The organism is Blautia sp. HCP3S3_C12 (genome assembly GCF_052064155.1).
In the GTDB taxonomy this organism is placed as follows: domain Bacteria; phylum Bacillota; class Clostridia; order Lachnospirales; family Lachnospiraceae; genus Blautia_A.
Map to the genome: position 1 here is coordinate 15,776 of NZ_JBQHWC010000005.1, position 16,823 is coordinate 32,598.

The following is a 16,823-nucleotide window of genomic DNA, read 5'->3' on the forward strand; positions in this document are numbered from 1 at the left end:
CCTGTGATTTTTCAATATCATTTAATTATATCTTTATGCCATAGAGGAAAGCACCCTGTCAATAGCCGCATCGATTACCACATCAAGCTCTTCATCATCAGCCTCCGGCATAAGACTTGCTGCATCCTCATCAGAGATCAGTTCAATAAGTTTACCAAAGTCTTCTTTATATTTACGTTTACAGATCGCATAAAATACAACTCCAAGTAAGCTCCAGCCGCCTACCATGATCCATTCCTGAAATACCAGACTTCCACCGGAACCCGGAATACAGTAAACCAGAAGCATCAGCCCTGACATGACTACTGCCATAAAGCCTACAAATTTGTAGTGACCTACTTTGTAAGGTCTTGCCATATCCGGTTCCTTTTTACGAAGGATCAGGAAAGATATAGAGACCATACAGTATGCAAGGCAGCATCCGAAGTTACCTGCATCACAGATCCAGACCATCATCGTCCTTCCTGCAAAAGGAGCCAGCATAGTCAGGGCACCGATCAGATACAGAGAATTAACCGGAGTTTTGTGCTTCGGATGAAGCTTTGCAAAAAACGGAGGAATCATGTAGGATTCTGCCATAGAGTACATGGCACGGGAACCGCCAAGGAGGAAGGAGTTCCATGATGTAATAATACCACACATTCCACCTACAATGATAACCTTGGCCATAACCTTTGTCCCGAAAGCCTTGGCCATGGCATCTGCCGTTACAAGTCCTGTTCCCTGCTGAGACTCAATGATCTCTGCCGGATTCAGGATAAAACCTACTGCAAGAATCACCAGTGAGTAAAATACAACTGCCAGCACAACAGAGAGGATCATCATTTTACCGATTTTTTTCAGCGGAACATTGATTTCCTCTGCTGCCTGTGGGATAACGTCAAAACCAATAAAGAAAAACGGAGTGATAACTGCAACCTTAATAATACTTTTCATTGCTTCGCCGGTACCGTTTCCAACAAACATCTGTCCCTGAAGATTATCCACACTTCCTGTAACCACAGAAGCCACGATCAGAATAATTCCGGCACCGCCGATAATACAGGTAAGAACAGTCTGCAGAACTGCCGCAGTCTTTGCTCCATTAATGTTAATTATCATAATAAGAAAAGCAATCACAATCGCCACGATCAGCCAGGATGCATAAACATCAAAGCCTGCAACTGTATAGAGATATCCTTTCAGGAACCCCGGCCACAGATAAGTGATGATTGTGGGAAATGCACATGCCTCAAAGCAGGCAACACTTACATATCCAAGAATGATCGCCCAGGTGCAGATAAAAGAACCTGTAGAACCCATTGCCCTGTAGCTGAATACATGCTCACCACCACACTGAGGCATGGCTGCTGTAAGCTCTGCATAGGTCAGACCTACGAAGAAGATCATGATTCCACCGATTGCAAATGCAATAGCTGCACCAAGCACACCACCGGATTCAATCCAGTTACCTGAGGAAACTACCCAGCCCCAGCCGATCATGGCACCAAATGCAATTACAAGTATGTCCCATGCACCAAGTACTTTGTCAAATTCTGATGTTTTCTGTTCCATAGATCAGACCTCCTTTTTCCCATATTTTTTTGCAATCAGGTCTTCCAGATATTCTGCTGTTCCCTGAATTCCCAGAAAATCACTGTTAATAAGAATATCCCTGTTATGTCTGTCACCACGGTTACTTCCTGTCAGTGCCAGATGTCTCTTATGATAACGTTTATCCTTCTCATCCAGCAGAAGCTTTGCATCCTTTTCCGAGAGATTATGGCTTTCCATAATGTTGTGGACGCGAACATTGTTAGGTGCATAGATAAATGCTCTCACAAGCTGGATTCCTTCTGTATCTTTCAGAATATAATCTGCAGACCGTCCGATAATCACGCAGGCTTCTTTCTGCGCCAGCTTCCGGATGATCTGCTTCTGTACATGAATGGCGCGGTCTGTCAGATCCGCATATTTGGAAAAGGAACCTCTCACATCTCCCTGTGCACCTTTACCTGCGATGGTTCCGCCTTCCTCTACTCTGTCCATAATGTCTGTAGGGATGCCTACCTCTTTAATGATCTCATCCACAAGATCCCGGTCGTAAAATTTAATGCCCAAATCCTGTGCGATCTTCTTACCGATGGCATTGCCCTTGGCTCCGTATTCACAGCCAATCGTAATTACCAGATGCTTCATGCTTTTCCCTCTCACACTCAAATTTTTATAAAGATGTTAGAGTCAAAAGTCTTATCGTGCAAGCACGAACCACTTCTTGATCTTTTGACTCTGATATCACAAAAGGGCGCACGAATATAATTCGTGACGCCCTTGTCCTTTTACTGTATCACTCCGTTGCCGGATTTTTATTTTTCCAGAGATTTAATTGTATCTTCGATGATTTCTACAGCTTTGTCGCACTCTTCTTCTGTAACAATAAGCGGTGGGATCATACGGATGATATGCGCTCCGATAGCTGTGATCAGAAGATGTCTGTCAAGACAGCCATGTTTTACATCCACTCCGCCGATAGTATCATCAAATTCCACACCTACCAGAAGTCCCTGATGTCTTACTTCTTTTACATGAGGAAGCTTCTCAAGCTTAGCTGCAAAGTAATCGCCAACCTTCTTTGCATTTCCAGCCAGATCTCTGTCCAGAAGCTCATTCACCTCAGCCAGTGCAGCTGCACAGCTTACCGGATGTCCGCCGAATGTAGTTCCATGGGAACCAGCTGTGAAAGCTTTGGCAACCTCTGCTGTTGCACAGATGGCACCGATTGGCATTCCACCGCCCAGAGCCTTTGCCATAGATACAATATCCGGTTTGATACCATAATTCATATAGGACATAACAGCACCTGTTCTGCACCATCCTGTCTGTACTTCATCGATCAGAAGAAGCATATCGTTCTCATCACAGAATTTACGAAGTCCCTGCATGAATTCCATTGTTGCAGGATGTACACCACCCTCGCCCTGTACAGGCTCAACCATAATGGCAATTGTGTTCTCTGTACATGCATCCTTGAAAGCCTGAAGGTCATTGTACGGTGCATAGGAGAAACCATAAGTCATAGGTCCGAATCCAACCTGGCATCCATTACCCGGCTGACCTGTTGCAGACATGGCACCAAAGGTTCTTCCATGGAATCCCATCTTTGCAGTTACGATATGATAACGGTTTGGACCATACTTTTCAATACCATATTTACGGGCCATTTTGATCATTGCCTCGTTAGCCTCTGTACCTGAGTTCTGATAGAAAATCTTGTCCATTCCGATTGTCTCGCAGACCTTCTCAGCAAGCAGCGCCTGCGGGATTGTGTATGGATAGTTGAATGTATGCATAATATCATCTAACTGATCCTTTGCAGCAGCTACAACCTTAGGGTTACAGTTTCCTGCGCTGTTTACTGCAATACCGGCGTAAAAATCAAGATATGGGGTTTTATTCTCATCATAAATGTACATGCCTTCTGCTGTCTCTGCAAGGAAATCAAATCTCTCATAAGTCTCGATCATGTACTTGTTTACTTTGTCCTTAATGTCCTGAAAAGTTAATCCTGTGTCTTTTAATTTCATAGCTGTGTCCTCCTGCATCCTTAAGATAATAAAAAAAGCAAAGACAAACTGACCCGTATGGGTAAGCGCCTTTGCTTAACTTTTTCTGTGTATTATTTTGTACATCCTTACAATATCACTGCCCTTATGATTTGTCAACATGTTTTTTTGAACATTTACATTTTTTTACAAAAAGCTCTGTATTCTCCTTATTGTACATCCAATATTTCCTGCATATTCGTGGGATATTATAAAGGTTTCTCAACAATTCATAACGACACAGCCTCTTCATGAAATGGCAGACTGACAAACCATTACATACATTCTTTCTTTTCAGATGTTCATTTCCAGGTGTATCTTTTTTATCGTTTTCGTACATTATATTGCACATTTTACACTCATACTTCGGATAAACTCACCTGCTCCACTTTAGCAACAGAATCCCTCATACAACTGCATCAATGATAATCCAGAAAGAAACAGGTACAGCAGGCTTTCTCCTTCCCTGTGTTCCGATAGACATGCTCCTGATCTGTTTCAAACTTAAACACCTGATCTCTGTTGATTTCATACTTCTCACCATGACATTCCAGAGTAAGCACCCCCTCCATAACAGCCAGATATTCTCTTGTCTTCTCCCCATGGCTGCCACTGATATAAACACCCCCCGGTTCCACCTCGATCCGGTACACCTCCACCAGACGGGTATCCTCATAAGGCAGACAGGTCCATACCCTGTACTGTCCTGCTACCTCCTTGGTAGGAACCAGTTCTGCCGGCGTCACCAGACAACAGTCCACCCTCGGCGGCTGAATCAGCTCCTGAAACTCTATCCTCAAACCACTGGTAATCTTCCCCAGCACACCCAGAGAAGGATTGGCAGTCCCTCTCTCAATCTGAGCCAGCATGCTCTTACTCACCCCCGTCTGCTCAGACACCTGATCCAGACTCATACTCTTGGATTTCCGAATCCTCTTCAGATTCACCGCCACATTATTCGATAAATAATCCATATGTTCCCTCCTTGTCAAGCGGATATTCGCAATCCGCTTCGCTACTTGCTCATAACCGAATAACTGTACTATTTCTTTTTTATATCAGCAATATAGAAATCTGTCAATTCCATTACTGTTTACCCCGTTCTCTGCAACGTATCCCAAATTCATTCCAGAGCACAAATTTTATAGCAATTATCCAAAACCCCGTTGACAACTTCCTCTCTCCAAATGTATAATGTAACCCAAGAAAACAATTGTCCACCCTATCCGGACAATAAATATCTCTATCTATCAGCCAAATGCCATGACAGGGAGGAGTACACAACCCCGGAAAGCACAGAGAGGAAGCGGTCGGTGCGAGCTTCCGCAAACGAGTTGTAGAAGTAGCCCTCGAGCAGTGAACCCAACCGCATATTCAGTCTGATGCTCCATAGATCCGGACAGATATGCCAAGTAGGCTTCAACGTCAGTTCCACGTTACAGGAACACAGTATATCAGTACTGACAAAGTGCAGAGCCAGACTCTGAATACAGGTGGTACCGCGGAAGATTATTTTTCGCCCTGGGCAAACAAGCCCAGGGCGTTTTTTACTATATTTTATTTATCATTTATCACAATAAACTATTTACACTCACAGCCAAGCGGATATTCGCAATCCGCTTCGCTACTTGCTCAGCAGAATCAGCGCAGCGCCATTCTGCCCCACCCTGTATTGGCCAATACACAGCTCAGAAATTTATTTGTTTGGTGTGCATTTGCAGGAGTCGTGTAGATCTTAGTGCCTGGAAATCTGCGTTGTTCAGAAAAATCTCACTGTCTGAGCGCAGCGAGTTTGAGATTTTTCTGAACGCTTTTAGCAGATTTTCAGACACTTAGATCTACTAGGCTCCGAAACCGCACACCAAACAAATAAATTTCTGAGCGTCCCCATCCACATACACAAAGGAGGTTTACCCAAATATGAAACAAATATCCGGCAACAAACTCTTAGTCAAAGCCTTAAAAGAAGAAGGCGTAGAATACCTCTTCGGCTATCCCGGAGCCTGTACCATCGACATCAGTGACGAACTCTACAAACAGGACGACGTGAAAATCATCCTCCCCCGTCACGAACAGGCCCTTGTCCACGAAGCAGACGCCTATGCCAGAACCACCGGCAAAGTCGGCGTATGTCTGGTAACCAGCGGTCCCGGCGCAACCAACCTTGTAACAGGACTTGCAACAGCCAACTATGACAGTGTTCCCCTTGTATGCTTCACCGGCCAGGTAGCCCGCCACCTGATCGGTAACGATGCATTCCAGGAAGTAGACATCGTAGGAATCACCAGAAGCATCACCAAATACGGCGTTACTGTCCGCAGACGTGAAGACCTTGGCAGAATTATCAAAGAAGCCTTCTATATTGCCCGCACCGGCCGTCCGGGACCTGTCCTCATCGACCTTCCAAAGGACGTCATGGCAGAACTTGGCAGCGCAGAATATCCTAAAAATGTAAACATCCGCGGTTACAAACCAAACACAGATGTCCACATCGGCCAGCTCAAACGTGCCATCAAACTTTTAAATAAAGCAAAACGTCCCTTATTCCTGGCCGGCGGCGGTGTAGTAATCTCCCGCGCCCACGAAATCTTCCGTGAAGTAGTAGAAAAAACAAAGGTACCAGTTGTCACAACTGTAATGGGAAAAGGCTCCCTCCCTACAGACCACCCGCTCTATATCGGAAATCTTGGTATGCATGGTGCCTATGCATCAAACATGGCAGTCAGCAACTGCGATGTGCTTTTCTCCATCGGAACCCGATTCAATGACCGAATCACCGGAAAGCTTCATGAATTTGCACCACATGCCCAGATTATCCACATTGACATTGATACTGCATCCATTTCCAGAAATATTCAGGTGGATATCCCCATTGTTGCTGATGCAAAAGAAGCTATCACAAAGATGAGTGAATATGTACAGGAATGTCCTACCGGCAAATGGCTTGAGCAAATCCAGGCATGGAAAGAAGAACATCCATTGAAAATGCGTCCAAACGATGTGTTAAGTCCCATGGATATTCTGAAAGAGATCAATGAACAGTTTGAAAACAGTATTATCGTAACAGATGTAGGACAGCATCAGATGCTTGTTTCCCAGTATGCTGAAATCACAGAGGGTAAGCAGATGATCATGTCTGGTGGTCTGGGAACCATGGGCTATGGTCTTCCGGGCGGTATCGGAGCCAAAATCGGGAATCCTGACAGACCGGTCATCGTTATCTCAGGTGACGGCGGTGTACAGATGAACATCCAGGAGCTTGCAACTGCAGTTCTGGAAGAGCTTCCTGTTATACTGTGTATCTTTAACAATGAATATCTTGGAATGGTACGCCAGTGGCAGAAGCTTTTCTACGGCAAGCGCTATGCCATGACCAACCTGCGTGCAGGAGCACTTTCCCGCCGCACTGAAGGTATGGAATATCCACAGTACACCCCGGATTTCATTAAACTTGCAGAGAGCTACAGAGCAAAGGGAATCCGTGTCACAAAGAAAGAGGAAATTGGGGCAGCCTTTGAGGAAGCCAAAAAGAATACAAAGGCACCTACAGTAATCGAATTCATCATTGACCCTGAGGAAATGGTTTATCCTATGATCAAACCAGGCGGAACTCTGGAAGATATGATTATGGACTGTTGATCAGGAGGAATATTATTATGGATAAAGGAATGAAAAAAAGATGGATTTCTCTCTATGTTGAGAACCAGGTAGGTGTTCTGTCCAAAATTTCCGGTCTTTTTTCCGGAAAATGTTATAACCTGGACAGTCTTACAGTAGGAACAACAGAAGACCCTACCGTATCCCGAATGACGATCGCAACTGTCAGTGATGATGAGACTTTTGAGCAGATTAAAAAGCAGTTAAACCGTATGATTGAGGTGATTAAGGTTATTGACTTCACCGACGTATTTGTCCGCATGAAGGAGATTCTGTATATTAAGGTTTTCAACTGCTCCAAAGAAGATAAGGTTGAGCTATTTCAGATTGCCGAAACCTTCAAAGCAAAGGTCATTGACTACGGCAAAGACAGCCTGCTTCTGGAATTTGTCCAGACAGCAACCAAGAATGATGCAGTAGTGAAACTAATCAAGGAAGAATTCCACAGAATTGAAGTGGTGCGTGGAGGAAGTGTAGGAATTGAGTCTATCAGTATGATGGAACGTTAAATCTCACTATCAATCATTTCTTACAGGATATAGAGTTACTGTTCACTCCGTTCACAGTAACTCTATATCCTGTATTTATTTTCAAACATGCTATAAAACATTGCAGTTTTTTATCAAATGTGTTATTGTTTACGGGAGCGTTATTCGGAAGAAAATGCATCTGTTTTCCACATCTGGCAGTCTGGTGGAGCAAATCATCCACTTCGCAGTCTGGTTAAATTTGTGAGGCGACCTGTAAGGCGTCTACACACTGGAAATTTTTACCGGAAGATATTTCTTATTTCATATCTTTTTATTCTGATGCAGATTTTTCAAAACGCTTAATCCCCATACTCTAAACTGTCTGAAAAGCAGGGGACGCATTGCGCCGTTTTATCAGACCAAAAGGAGAATTTATATGAACGCAACAACTACAACAACAAACGTAGCAAAAAAGAGTAACACTCTTTACATGGTAGAACTGGCTATGATGATTGCCATTATTCTGCTCATGTCCTTTACCCCGCTGGGTTACCTTCGTACTCCCGGCTTATCCATCACTCTTCTCACCATCCCGGTAGCTGTAGGTGCCATTATTCTTGGACCGAAGGGCGGAGCTGTATGTGGATTTACTTTCGGTGCAACCAGCTTCTATATGGCTGTTACAGGAAGTTCTGCTTTCGCAGCTGCACTTTTTAATATCAGCCCGGCAGCAACCTTTATTGTATGTATCGTGGCACGTGTACTGGAAGGATGGATCACTGGACTTATTTTTGCAGCATTACATAAATCACCGGCGAAGAAATTTTCCTATTACATTGCTTCACTGGCATGTCCGTTACTGAATACCTTCTTCTTCATGGGCTTTTTATGTCTCTTCTTCTACAACACTGATTATATTCAGGGTATTGTTTCCACCCTTGGTGTAAGTAATCCGATTGTCTTTGTGGCAGCCTTTGTAGGAGTTCAGGGACTGATTGAGGCAGGTTTCTGCTTTGTAGTGGGAAGTATTGTTTCCAAGGCACTTTCTGTAGCACTGAAACGTGCATAATATTTAACCGAATCAAGTAAGTCCCCTGCTTCAATTGCGAAAAGCAATAAGCAGTGGGTGGGGACTTGCTTGTATCAGGAGGAGTGCAAGCTCCTTCTGATAAACTGCGGAGCAGTTATTCGGTTATGAGCAAGTAGCGAAGCGGATTGCGAATATCCGCTTGACTAAAAAGTCCCTGATTACATTGTCACTGTAGTCAGGGATTTTTTATCAGAAGGAGATTTTTATGTCATTACTAAAAGAGATTTCTATTACAGAGTTTACAAATTTACGCATCGGTCATGCCTCGAATCATGACGGGCAGACCGGTGTAACTGTTCTTTACTTTCCACAGGGAGCAAAGGTGGGGTGTGATATCAGCGGCGGTGGTCCTGCCTCCAGGGAAACACCTCTCACCTCTCCTGTCACCGCCGACAATCCCATCAACGCTATTGTATTATCCGGCGGATCTGCCTATGGACTGGCTGCCGCTGACGGTGTGATGAACTATCTGGAATCACAGAATATAGGTTATAACACCGGTGCAGCGCTGGTTCCCCTTGTGTGTCAATCCTGCATCTATGACCTTTCCTACGGAAACCCTAAAGTACGCCCAACTGCAAAAATGGGCGAGGAAGCCTGCCGTCAGGCATTTTCCGGAACAGATACCAGAACCGGAAATATCGGTGCAGGTACCGGTGCAACTGTGGGAAAACTCTACGGCATGAAACAATCCATGAAATCCGGGCTTGGGATTGCCGCTGTATCTGCCGGTGATTTCCAGATGGCTGCAGTGGTAATTGTCAATGCAATAGGGGATATTTTTAATCCGAAAAATGGCCAGAAAATTGCCGGACTAAAAACACCTGACAGAAAAGACTTTCTGGACAGTGTCCAGGAATTATACCGTTTTATGACACCTCACGATCAGTTTACCGGCAACACCACCATCGGGGCAGTGATCACCAATGGGGCATTTTCAAAATCTGAGCTGAACAAAATTGCCTCTATGACCCGCTGTGCCTATGCCAGATGCATCAATCCTGTAGCAACTATGGCAGATGGCGATTCCATCTATGCAGCAAGCATTGGTGATGTTTCTGTGGATATTAACATGGCCGGAACCCTTGCTGCAGAAGTCATGGCACAGGCTATCCAGAATGCCATCCATACCTCTCAGATTCCGGATGAAGAATTTCTGAAATATGTATAGCAATCCACTATAAAAGCGCAGAGATTATACTTTTTTCTCTGCGCTTCTATTATTATTCTTTCCTGTCTTCATTTTTCATTTGTGCTTTTGCCTTTCGCCCGATCCGTGCACTGCTGTTCATAATACTGGCTCGGGTAATCTTATCATTTCCAAATTTCATACGTATCTCATCCATGGCTGCATCCAGCTTTCTGCGGCGTTCTTTTGTTTCTGTATCTTCAAACAGTGACATCTGTTCAAAGGAACCGTCCGTGAGACCGGTCAGTGACACACCGATCAGGCGCAGTGGCTGTCCTTTCCAGAATTCTGTAAAAAGTCTGGTCGCATTTGCATAAATTTCATCTGTAAGATCTGTAGCATTTTCCAGCTTTGCCTGATGAGAACGGTTTCGGAAATCTAATGTCCGGAAAGTAACAGAAATACAGCTACACTTCTTTCCTTTCCTGCGCATTCTGGTGGCCAGAACATCACACTGTTCCAACAAAATGGGCAACACCTGTTCTGTGGAAGTAATATCATCGTTAAAAGTAGTTTCTACACTGAAGCCCTTTGCCTCATCCGGTACTGCCTTTACAGTTGAATGATCGATGCCTCTGGCATATTGCCAGAGCTGGTGTCCCGGCTTTTCCCCCAGCCAGCACTGCACATTGGCTTCCCGTTCTCTCGCCAGATCACCGATAGTACGGATTCCCTGATTCAGAAGCTTCTGCTCGGAAGCTTTTCCCAGAAACAACAGGTTACGAATAGGAAGGGGCCACATTTTCTCCGAAATTTCATCCGGGAACAAAGTGTGTACTCTGTCCGGCTTCTGAAAATCCGATGCCATCTTTGCCAGCAGCTTATTGGTAGAAATTCCCACATTTACTGTAAATCCCAGTTCTCTGTGAATCTTGTCTTTCAGCTCATAAGCTGCAGCTACAGGGTCAGGATAGATCAGAGAAGTGCCTGTCATATCCAGAAATACCTCATCAATGGAAAAGGATTCCATTACAGGCGCAAAGGAAGCACAGATTGCTTTAAATGCCCGAGAACATTTATCATATAATTCAAAATCACTGGGAACGATTACCAGATTGGGGCATTTCCGAAGAGCCATAGCCACAGGCTCGCCGGTCTGGATCCCGTATTTTTTTGCAGGGATAGATTTGGCAACCACGATACCTGTCCGTTTCTTTGGATCTCCTCCTACGCAGGAGGGAATTTCCCTGAGATCCGGCAGTCCCTGGCTCACCCTTCTGGCTGATTCCCAGGAAAGAAATGCGCTGTTTACATCTATATGAAAAATTAGCCGTTCCGTACTTTTCACAGTTCTGCCTCCTCTGCTCCTGCCGCTTAATCATAAGTCAAACGGATATTGGCAACCCGCTTCGCTACTTACTTTTATCTTAACACAAACGCAAAGGCAGAACAACCAATTGCCGAAATCATCAGAATGATTGTTACTTTACCGTAAATCTGCAAAACTGCGCACAGCCTGTACTCTGTTTCTGTTCAGAGTGTACATACATTCCCACTGTACAGCCGGTAAAACCGCCTGCCGCTTCTGTACACATATGGCTGATATCCACCTCCCTGATTATACATTGCGATTTTTCTTCCGTCTCAGGCCGAATCAGCCATACCTGTGCCAGGCTTTGGTCTACGCTCAATCTCAGGGTCTGCATACCTCTTTTCTCTGTTTTCTTTTCTGCAAGTATTTTCTCTGTTCCATTGATACATACTGTGACATAGATATAGCCGTCTGCCCCTACTTCTCCATATTCTGCCAGAAGATAATTCTGAGAATTCTGAAGATAGGCAATTCCGGCTCTGTCACCTTTTTCTCCTGCTTTTAACAAAAACTCCGTCTCTGCCTGAAATCTATGGTGCTTTTGTCTCACCGCAACATACGAAGGACTCCCATTATCCCCAATTGCCACAGCTTTTGCAGGAAGTTTTAAACATTCTTCCTGTTCATCTATTGTATAAGCATTCGGCTGGGGATTTCTGAGCATCATAAAATCCGGTGGAAGCTTTTTATCTGTCATATTTTTGAAACTGTAATTTCTGACTTCATTCAGCTCTCCGGGCATAGAGTTATCCTTCTCACCAGGCAGACAGATTTCCTTTTCCAGCATTCCTACTCCCGGGTTTACCACCGGCCAGTCATCCTCCCACTCTACCTTTGCCAGAAAAGTCTCTCTTCCCAGAAATGTCTTTCCGTCCACAGGTCTGCAGCCCAGAACAACCATAAACCAGTTTCCCTGTCCATCCTCAGTCAGATCGCAATGTCCTACACAGTTAATCTCCGCATTTTTTCCCAAATGTCTGTGCGTCAGGATCGGATTTGTCCCTGCATATTCATAGGGACCAAAAATATTTTTACTCCTGGCCACCATTTCACTGTGATGCTCCGCTGTTCCACCTTCTGCATGAAAAATATAGTAATAACCATTTCTTTTATAAAGATGAGGACCCTCCGGCCAGATTGCATTTCTCTGGAATCCATATAAAACAGGATGCGCCTCCCCTTCTAGCCTGAAAGTCTGCAAATCCAGCTTCTGTATCCATATTTCGCAATCACCATTGTACCTGCCGCCACGGGAATTTTCTCTCTGTCCGATATAATAACAGGTTCCATCCTCATCAAAGAATAAGCTAGGGTCGATTCCCCTGGCATTTTCCAAAAAATGAGGTTCTGACCATGGACCCTGGGGATTTTTTGCAGTTACTATAAAATTTCCGCCGCCAGATACATTGGTAGTGATCAGATAAAAAGTTCCCTTATGCCACCGAAGTGTAGGAGCATAAATCCCCTCATTATGTTCACAGCCCTGTAAGGGCAGCTGGCTCTCCCGTGTCAATATATTGCCGATCTGCTCCCATTGTGCCAGATTTCTGCTGCGAAATACAGGAATTCCCGGAAAATATGCAAAAGTAGATGTAACCAGATAAAACCACTCTCCCACCCTGCATATGGACGGATCCGGATAAAAGCCACTTAAAATCGGATTTTTACAAGTTATCATTGATCATTTCCTCCCGTAAATCAAATATGAAGTCTGTAGACTCTCTTATATGCTTTTCAGAAAACCCTATATCAGTGAATGCCAGATTATAAGATCTGGCACTCTCCATTTATTTTACAATATATTTTTATTTTTGATAAATTTTCTACATAGGTACATTCTGCATTGAATATCAGGTTTCTGGCTGCATTCATATAATTCACATAATCTATATTAGTGGTATACCACACATTCTCATGGCCTGAAATCTTTCTGCAGAAGCTTTCCATTTGCTCCCATGTCTGTTCCCGGTCAAACTCAAAGCTGTGTCCCCATACATAGAGAAGAGGAAGCTTCTGATAATCCGGTTTGTGCAAAAACTTTTCTGCAATTCCTCTGAATGCATCATTGTGATGACAGGACGGAGTCCACCTCATAAAATCCTCCGGAATGCGGAAATTTTCTGTAGACTCCACAGTCCTGCTGTATGCAAACCCAAGATTCTTCAGGGTATTGATGACCCTTTCGTCATATTCTCCAAATGCATAAGAACATCCCCTGATAATCCTTCCCGTTTCTCTCTCCAGACTGCATCTGTCCTGATAAAATTCCTGAACCAGTCTTTCCTGCGAAAGATGTGTGGGATACTCATGTGCAACACCATGACAGGCAATTTCATGTCCCTGATATAAGCTTTTCAGTTCTTGTGTTTTTATAAATCCTTCTGTATCCAAAGTCCCTGAGTTCAGATGAAATGTTGCTTTCAGATTATATTTATTAAAAATATCAACCAGTCTTCTATCAAAAATCTGGCCATCATCATAGCTGAATGTAACTGCCCGGTCTTTCCACTGCGGATAAAACAATTCAAATTTCATAAGCTCAGTCTTCTTTCTCCCAGATTACCTTTACAGGTTCTGTTCCGGTAAGCTCTATACTTCTTTCATCCGGCTGGCTGCAGCCTGCAAAAATCTCATATTTCCTGCCATCCTCTACGCGTTCTCCATTTTCATCTACCACTGTAAATGCCTTTTCCCAGACAGGAACCATAACTTTTCTGCGTTCTCCTGCTTTTATAAAAATTCTCTGGAATCCTCCCAGTGCAGGATTTGGAATTGCATTTTTACTGTCAAGATTTTTTACATAAATCTGGACAACTTCCTCAGTATCTACATTACCCTTATTATATACTTCTGCCTCTACTGTTATCTGCCGTCCGCACTGTCTTACCTCTGCATTTTCTACTTTTACATTACTGTAGGTAAGTCCATATCCAAAGGGGAACTGTGCTTTTCCTTCCATATAACGATAGGTTCTGCCTTTCATGGAATAATCTGTAAATTCCGGAAGTTCTTCAAGGCTCTCGTAAAAGGTAACCGGAAGTTTGCCGGATGGGGAGTTTTCCCCAAACAGAATTTTTGCTGCCGCTTTTCCGCCCTGGCTTCCCGGATACCACAGAACCATAACTGCATCAAATTTCTCTGCTGCATAGCTCATATCAATATCACTTCCTGCCATCAGACAGAGAACCACCGGTTTTCCGGAACCAGCCATTGCTTCCATTAAATCAATCTGGGACTGAGGAAGCTTCAGGCTCTCTTTATCTCCGGATGCATAGCTGTTTCCGGTATCTCCTTCTTCACCCTCCAGTGTCTCATCCAGACCTACACAAAGAATCACCACATCACTGTTTTCTGCAACGATCTTAGCTTCCGCAAGACGATCTCTGCTGAATGCCAGAGGTTCTGTTCTGTCTCTAAACAACTCGCTTCCTACAGAGCTAAGAATTCTCACATCCTCACCTACATAATCCTGGATTCCCTCCTGGATTGTAATATATCTGGATGCAGTTCCATGATAATTTCCAATCAAAGCCTTTCTGCTGTCTGCATTAGGTCCCACAATTCCGATTGTTTTGATATTCTCTTTTTTTAATGGAAGAATTCCATTATTCTTCAAAAGTACAAAACTCTTCGCTGCTGCTTTCTCTGCTGCTGCCAGATGTTCTGCTGATTCTACTTCCCTATAGGAAATATTATCATATTCACTGCCATCAAATAACCCAAGAAGATATCTGGTAGTAAAAAGTCTTACTGCTGATTCTGTAATCCTTTCCTCTGTGACAAGCCCCTTTTCATATGCTTTCATAATATGAAGATATGTATTTCCACAGTTCAGATCGCATCCATTATTGATAGCAAGTGCTGCTGACTCATAAGCCGTATTAGTCACCATATGATGTTCATGGAAATCTCTGATCGCCCAGCAGTCTGATACAAAATGTCCCTGGAACTTCCAGTCTCCCCTGAGCTTTTTCTGCAGTGCCGGGCTTCCGCAGCATGGTTCTCCGTTTGTACGGTTATATGCTCCCATAACTGCTTCCACATCCGCTTCCTCCACCAGACTTTCAAATGCAGGCAGATACGTTTCTTCCATATCTTTTGCAGATGCCTTTGCATCAAACTCATGTCTGATCGCTTCCGGTCCGGAATGCACTGCAAAATGCTTTGCACATGCCGCAGCTTTCATAGTTTCTCCATTACCCTGAAGTGCCTTTACAAAAGCCACTCCCAGTTCCTTTGTCAGATATGGATCTTCTCCATAAGTTTCATGCCCTCTGCCCCATCTGGGATCACGGAAAATATTTACGTTGGGAGACCAGAATGTCAGTCCTTTATAGATATCTCTGTCCTCTTCGCTGGAATATGCATTATACTTTGCACGCCCTTCTGTCGCTACAATATCTGCCATCTCAGCTACACAGTCTCTGTCAAATGTAGCAGCCATTCCGATTGCCTGAGGAAAAACAGTTGCCTGTCCTGCTCTGGCCACGCCATGAAGTCCCTCATTCCACCAGTTATATGCCGGGATTCCAAGTCTTTTTATGGCCGGCGCATCATATCTTAACTGACTGGCTTTTTCTTCCAGTGTCATTTTGGATACCAGTTCCTGTGCTTTTTTTCTTGCCTCGTCTCTGTTCATACAAGCCTCCTAATTTTATGCATTGTTTTTATGCATCATCCTTTTACTGCACCTGTAGTCAGGCCTTCTACAATCTGGTTACTGAACAGGCAGTATACAATAACGGTTGGTGCGATTGCGATAATGATTGCTGCGAACATCTGTACATAGTTTGTGGCATATGGTCCTACGAAATATGTAAGTGTTACAGGCAGTGTTTTCTTTACCGGATCTGAGACAAATACCATAGCCAGCAACAGCTCATTCCAGTTACCTACGAATGTCATAAGACCTGAAACAAAGAATCCTGTTCTGCAAAGGGGAAGTGCGATCCTGAAAAAGCATCCATAAATTCCACATCCGTCAATGGATGCTGCCTCAAATAATTCTCCAGGCATAGATTTGAAAAATCCTGTCAGAAGGAAAATAGTCATCGGAAGAGAAAACGTAATATACGGGATCATCAGACCTACTCTTGAGTTAGTCAATCCCATCCCTGCAAAACGTACGAACAGCGGAATCAGGATACAATGTACCGGAACCATCATTCCGATCAGGAAAAATGTGTGTGCTGCTTCTGATAATTTCCAACGCATTCTTGCAATGGCAAATGCTGCCATTGCTCCAAAAAACAGACTGACTACAAGTGTGATCCCACAGACCAGTACTGAGTTTACAAGTGCAGTTCCAAGCTTACCCATTGTCCATGCCTGCTGGTAATTTTCCCAGTGAAATACTTCCGGCAGGGCAAATGGAGCTGCCATTACGCCTGCATTATCTTTTAATGAAACACTTAACATCCATAACAGCGGAGCCACATAAATCACAGCAAGTGCAATAAGAAATATATAAAGAATTACTGTAACAGGCTTTACCGGTTTTCTTGATTTTTTTGTCTGCATCTCT

The 16,823-nt window shown here is 43.9% G+C and carries 13 protein-coding genes and 1 other annotated feature; of the genes, 4 read left to right on the plus strand and 9 right to left on the minus strand.

The features are described 5' to 3' along the window. Window positions 1-33 precede the first annotated feature (33 nt). From ACTNDS_RS06435 to ACTNDS_RS06450, 4 genes are all read right to left on the minus strand, one after another. Entirely contained in the window at window positions 34-1,554 is a 1,521-nt protein-coding gene (locus ACTNDS_RS06435) for an APC family permease (protein ID WP_441034524.1), read from the minus strand. A 3-nt stretch (window positions 1,555-1,557) separates the two neighbouring features. Continuing rightward, on the minus strand, window positions 1,558-2,178 hold the full coding sequence (locus ACTNDS_RS06440; protein WP_441034526.1) for a cytidylate kinase-like family protein: 621 nt from the start codon (window positions 2,176-2,178) through the stop codon (window positions 1,558-1,560). A 167-nt stretch (window positions 2,179-2,345) separates the two neighbouring features. Beyond that, window positions 2,346-3,563, minus strand: coding sequence for an aspartate aminotransferase family protein (locus ACTNDS_RS06445; RefSeq protein ID WP_441034528.1), 1,218 nt, complete (start codon window positions 3,561-3,563; stop codon window positions 2,346-2,348). A 437-nt stretch (window positions 3,564-4,000) separates the two neighbouring features. Beyond that, a complete protein-coding gene (locus ACTNDS_RS06450) occupies window positions 4,001-4,555 on the minus strand; it encodes a helix-turn-helix domain-containing protein (protein ID WP_441034529.1) in 555 nt (184 codons plus the stop codon). A 280-nt stretch (window positions 4,556-4,835) separates the two neighbouring features. Then, window positions 4,836-5,108 (plus strand) — a binding site (T-box leader). A 393-nt stretch (window positions 5,109-5,501) separates the two neighbouring features. On the opposite strand from ACTNDS_RS06450, the gene ilvB reads away from it, so the two are divergent. The 4 genes from ilvB (at window position 5,502) to ACTNDS_RS06470 (ending at window position 9,969) form a co-directional block, all read left to right on the plus strand. Continuing rightward, on the plus strand, window positions 5,502-7,220 hold the full coding sequence (gene ilvB / locus ACTNDS_RS06455; RefSeq protein WP_441034531.1) for a biosynthetic-type acetolactate synthase large subunit: 1,719 nt from the start codon (window positions 5,502-5,504) through the stop codon (window positions 7,218-7,220). A gap of 17 nt (window positions 7,221-7,237) precedes the next feature. Then, on the plus strand, window positions 7,238-7,747 hold the full coding sequence (ilvN, locus tag ACTNDS_RS06460; protein ID WP_019162659.1) for an acetolactate synthase small subunit: 510 nt from the start codon (window positions 7,238-7,240) through the stop codon (window positions 7,745-7,747). 397 nt (window positions 7,748-8,144) lie between these two features. After that, window positions 8,145-8,777: an ECF transporter S component gene (locus ACTNDS_RS06465; protein ID WP_019162660.1), complete on the plus strand. Its 633-nt coding sequence runs from the start codon at window positions 8,145-8,147 to the stop codon at window positions 8,775-8,777. Window positions 8,778-9,003: 226 nt separating this feature from the next. Continuing rightward, complete coding sequence (locus ACTNDS_RS06470) at window positions 9,004-9,969, plus strand: P1 family peptidase (protein ID WP_441034533.1); 966 nt, start codon at window positions 9,004-9,006, stop codon at window positions 9,967-9,969. A 52-nt stretch (window positions 9,970-10,021) separates the two neighbouring features. Here the strand turns inward: ACTNDS_RS06470 and ACTNDS_RS06475 are convergent, their stop codons facing one another. The 5 genes from ACTNDS_RS06475 to ACTNDS_RS06495 form a co-directional block, all read right to left on the minus strand. Then, window positions 10,022-11,275 (minus strand): DNA polymerase Y family protein, encoded by a 1,254-nt coding sequence (locus tag ACTNDS_RS06475; RefSeq protein WP_441034535.1) that lies wholly within the window; start codon window positions 11,273-11,275, stop codon window positions 10,022-10,024. Window positions 11,276-11,408: 133 nt separating this feature from the next. Then, entirely contained in the window at window positions 11,409-12,977 is a 1,569-nt protein-coding gene (locus tag ACTNDS_RS06480) for a family 43 glycosylhydrolase (RefSeq protein WP_441034537.1), read from the minus strand. Window positions 12,978-13,063: 86 nt separating this feature from the next. Further along, entirely contained in the window at window positions 13,064-13,834 is a 771-nt protein-coding gene (locus tag ACTNDS_RS06485) for a polysaccharide deacetylase family protein (RefSeq protein ID WP_441034538.1), read from the minus strand. 4 nt (window positions 13,835-13,838) lie between these two features. Beyond that, window positions 13,839-15,938, minus strand: coding sequence for a glycoside hydrolase family 3 C-terminal domain-containing protein (locus tag ACTNDS_RS06490; protein ID WP_441034539.1), 2,100 nt, complete (start codon window positions 15,936-15,938; stop codon window positions 13,839-13,841). Between the two features lie 35 nt (window positions 15,939-15,973). Next, entirely contained in the window at window positions 15,974-16,819 is an 846-nt protein-coding gene (locus tag ACTNDS_RS06495; protein ID WP_441034541.1) for a carbohydrate ABC transporter permease, read from the minus strand. Between the last annotated feature and the right edge of the window lie 4 nt (window positions 16,820-16,823).

What these genes read in the sequence shown, in the direction of transcription:
- ACTNDS_RS06470 (WP_441034533.1), top strand. Translation starts at nt 9,004, where the DNA reads ATGTCATTACTAAAAGAGATTTCTATTACAGAGTTTACAAATTTACGC.
- ACTNDS_RS06495 (WP_441034541.1), bottom strand. Translation starts at nt 16,819, where the DNA reads ATGCAGACAAAAAAATCAAGAAAACCGGTAAAGCCTGTTACAGTAATT.
- ACTNDS_RS06465 (WP_019162660.1), top strand. Translation starts at nt 8,145, where the DNA reads ATGAACGCAACAACTACAACAACAAACGTAGCAAAAAAGAGTAACACT.
- ACTNDS_RS06450 (WP_441034529.1), bottom strand. Translation starts at nt 4,555, where the DNA reads ATGGATTATTTATCGAATAATGTGGCGGTGAATCTGAAGAGGATTCGG.
- ACTNDS_RS06485 (WP_441034538.1), bottom strand. Translation starts at nt 13,834, where the DNA reads ATGAAATTTGAATTGTTTTATCCGCAGTGGAAAGACCGGGCAGTTACA.
- ACTNDS_RS06445 (WP_441034528.1), bottom strand. Translation starts at nt 3,563, where the DNA reads ATGAAATTAAAAGACACAGGATTAACTTTTCAGGACATTAAGGACAAA.
- ACTNDS_RS06440 (WP_441034526.1), bottom strand. Translation starts at nt 2,178, where the DNA reads ATGAAGCATCTGGTAATTACGATTGGCTGTGAATACGGAGCCAAGGGC.
- ACTNDS_RS06490 (WP_441034539.1), bottom strand. Translation starts at nt 15,938, where the DNA reads ATGAACAGAGACGAGGCAAGAAAAAAAGCACAGGAACTGGTATCCAAA.
- ACTNDS_RS06480 (WP_441034537.1), bottom strand. Translation starts at nt 12,977, where the DNA reads ATGATAACTTGTAAAAATCCGATTTTAAGTGGCTTTTATCCGGATCCG.
- ilvN (WP_019162659.1), top strand. Translation starts at nt 7,238, where the DNA reads ATGGATAAAGGAATGAAAAAAAGATGGATTTCTCTCTATGTTGAGAAC.
- ACTNDS_RS06435 (WP_441034524.1), bottom strand. Translation starts at nt 1,554, where the DNA reads ATGGAACAGAAAACATCAGAATTTGACAAAGTACTTGGTGCATGGGAC.
- ilvB (WP_441034531.1), top strand. Translation starts at nt 5,502, where the DNA reads ATGAAACAAATATCCGGCAACAAACTCTTAGTCAAAGCCTTAAAAGAA.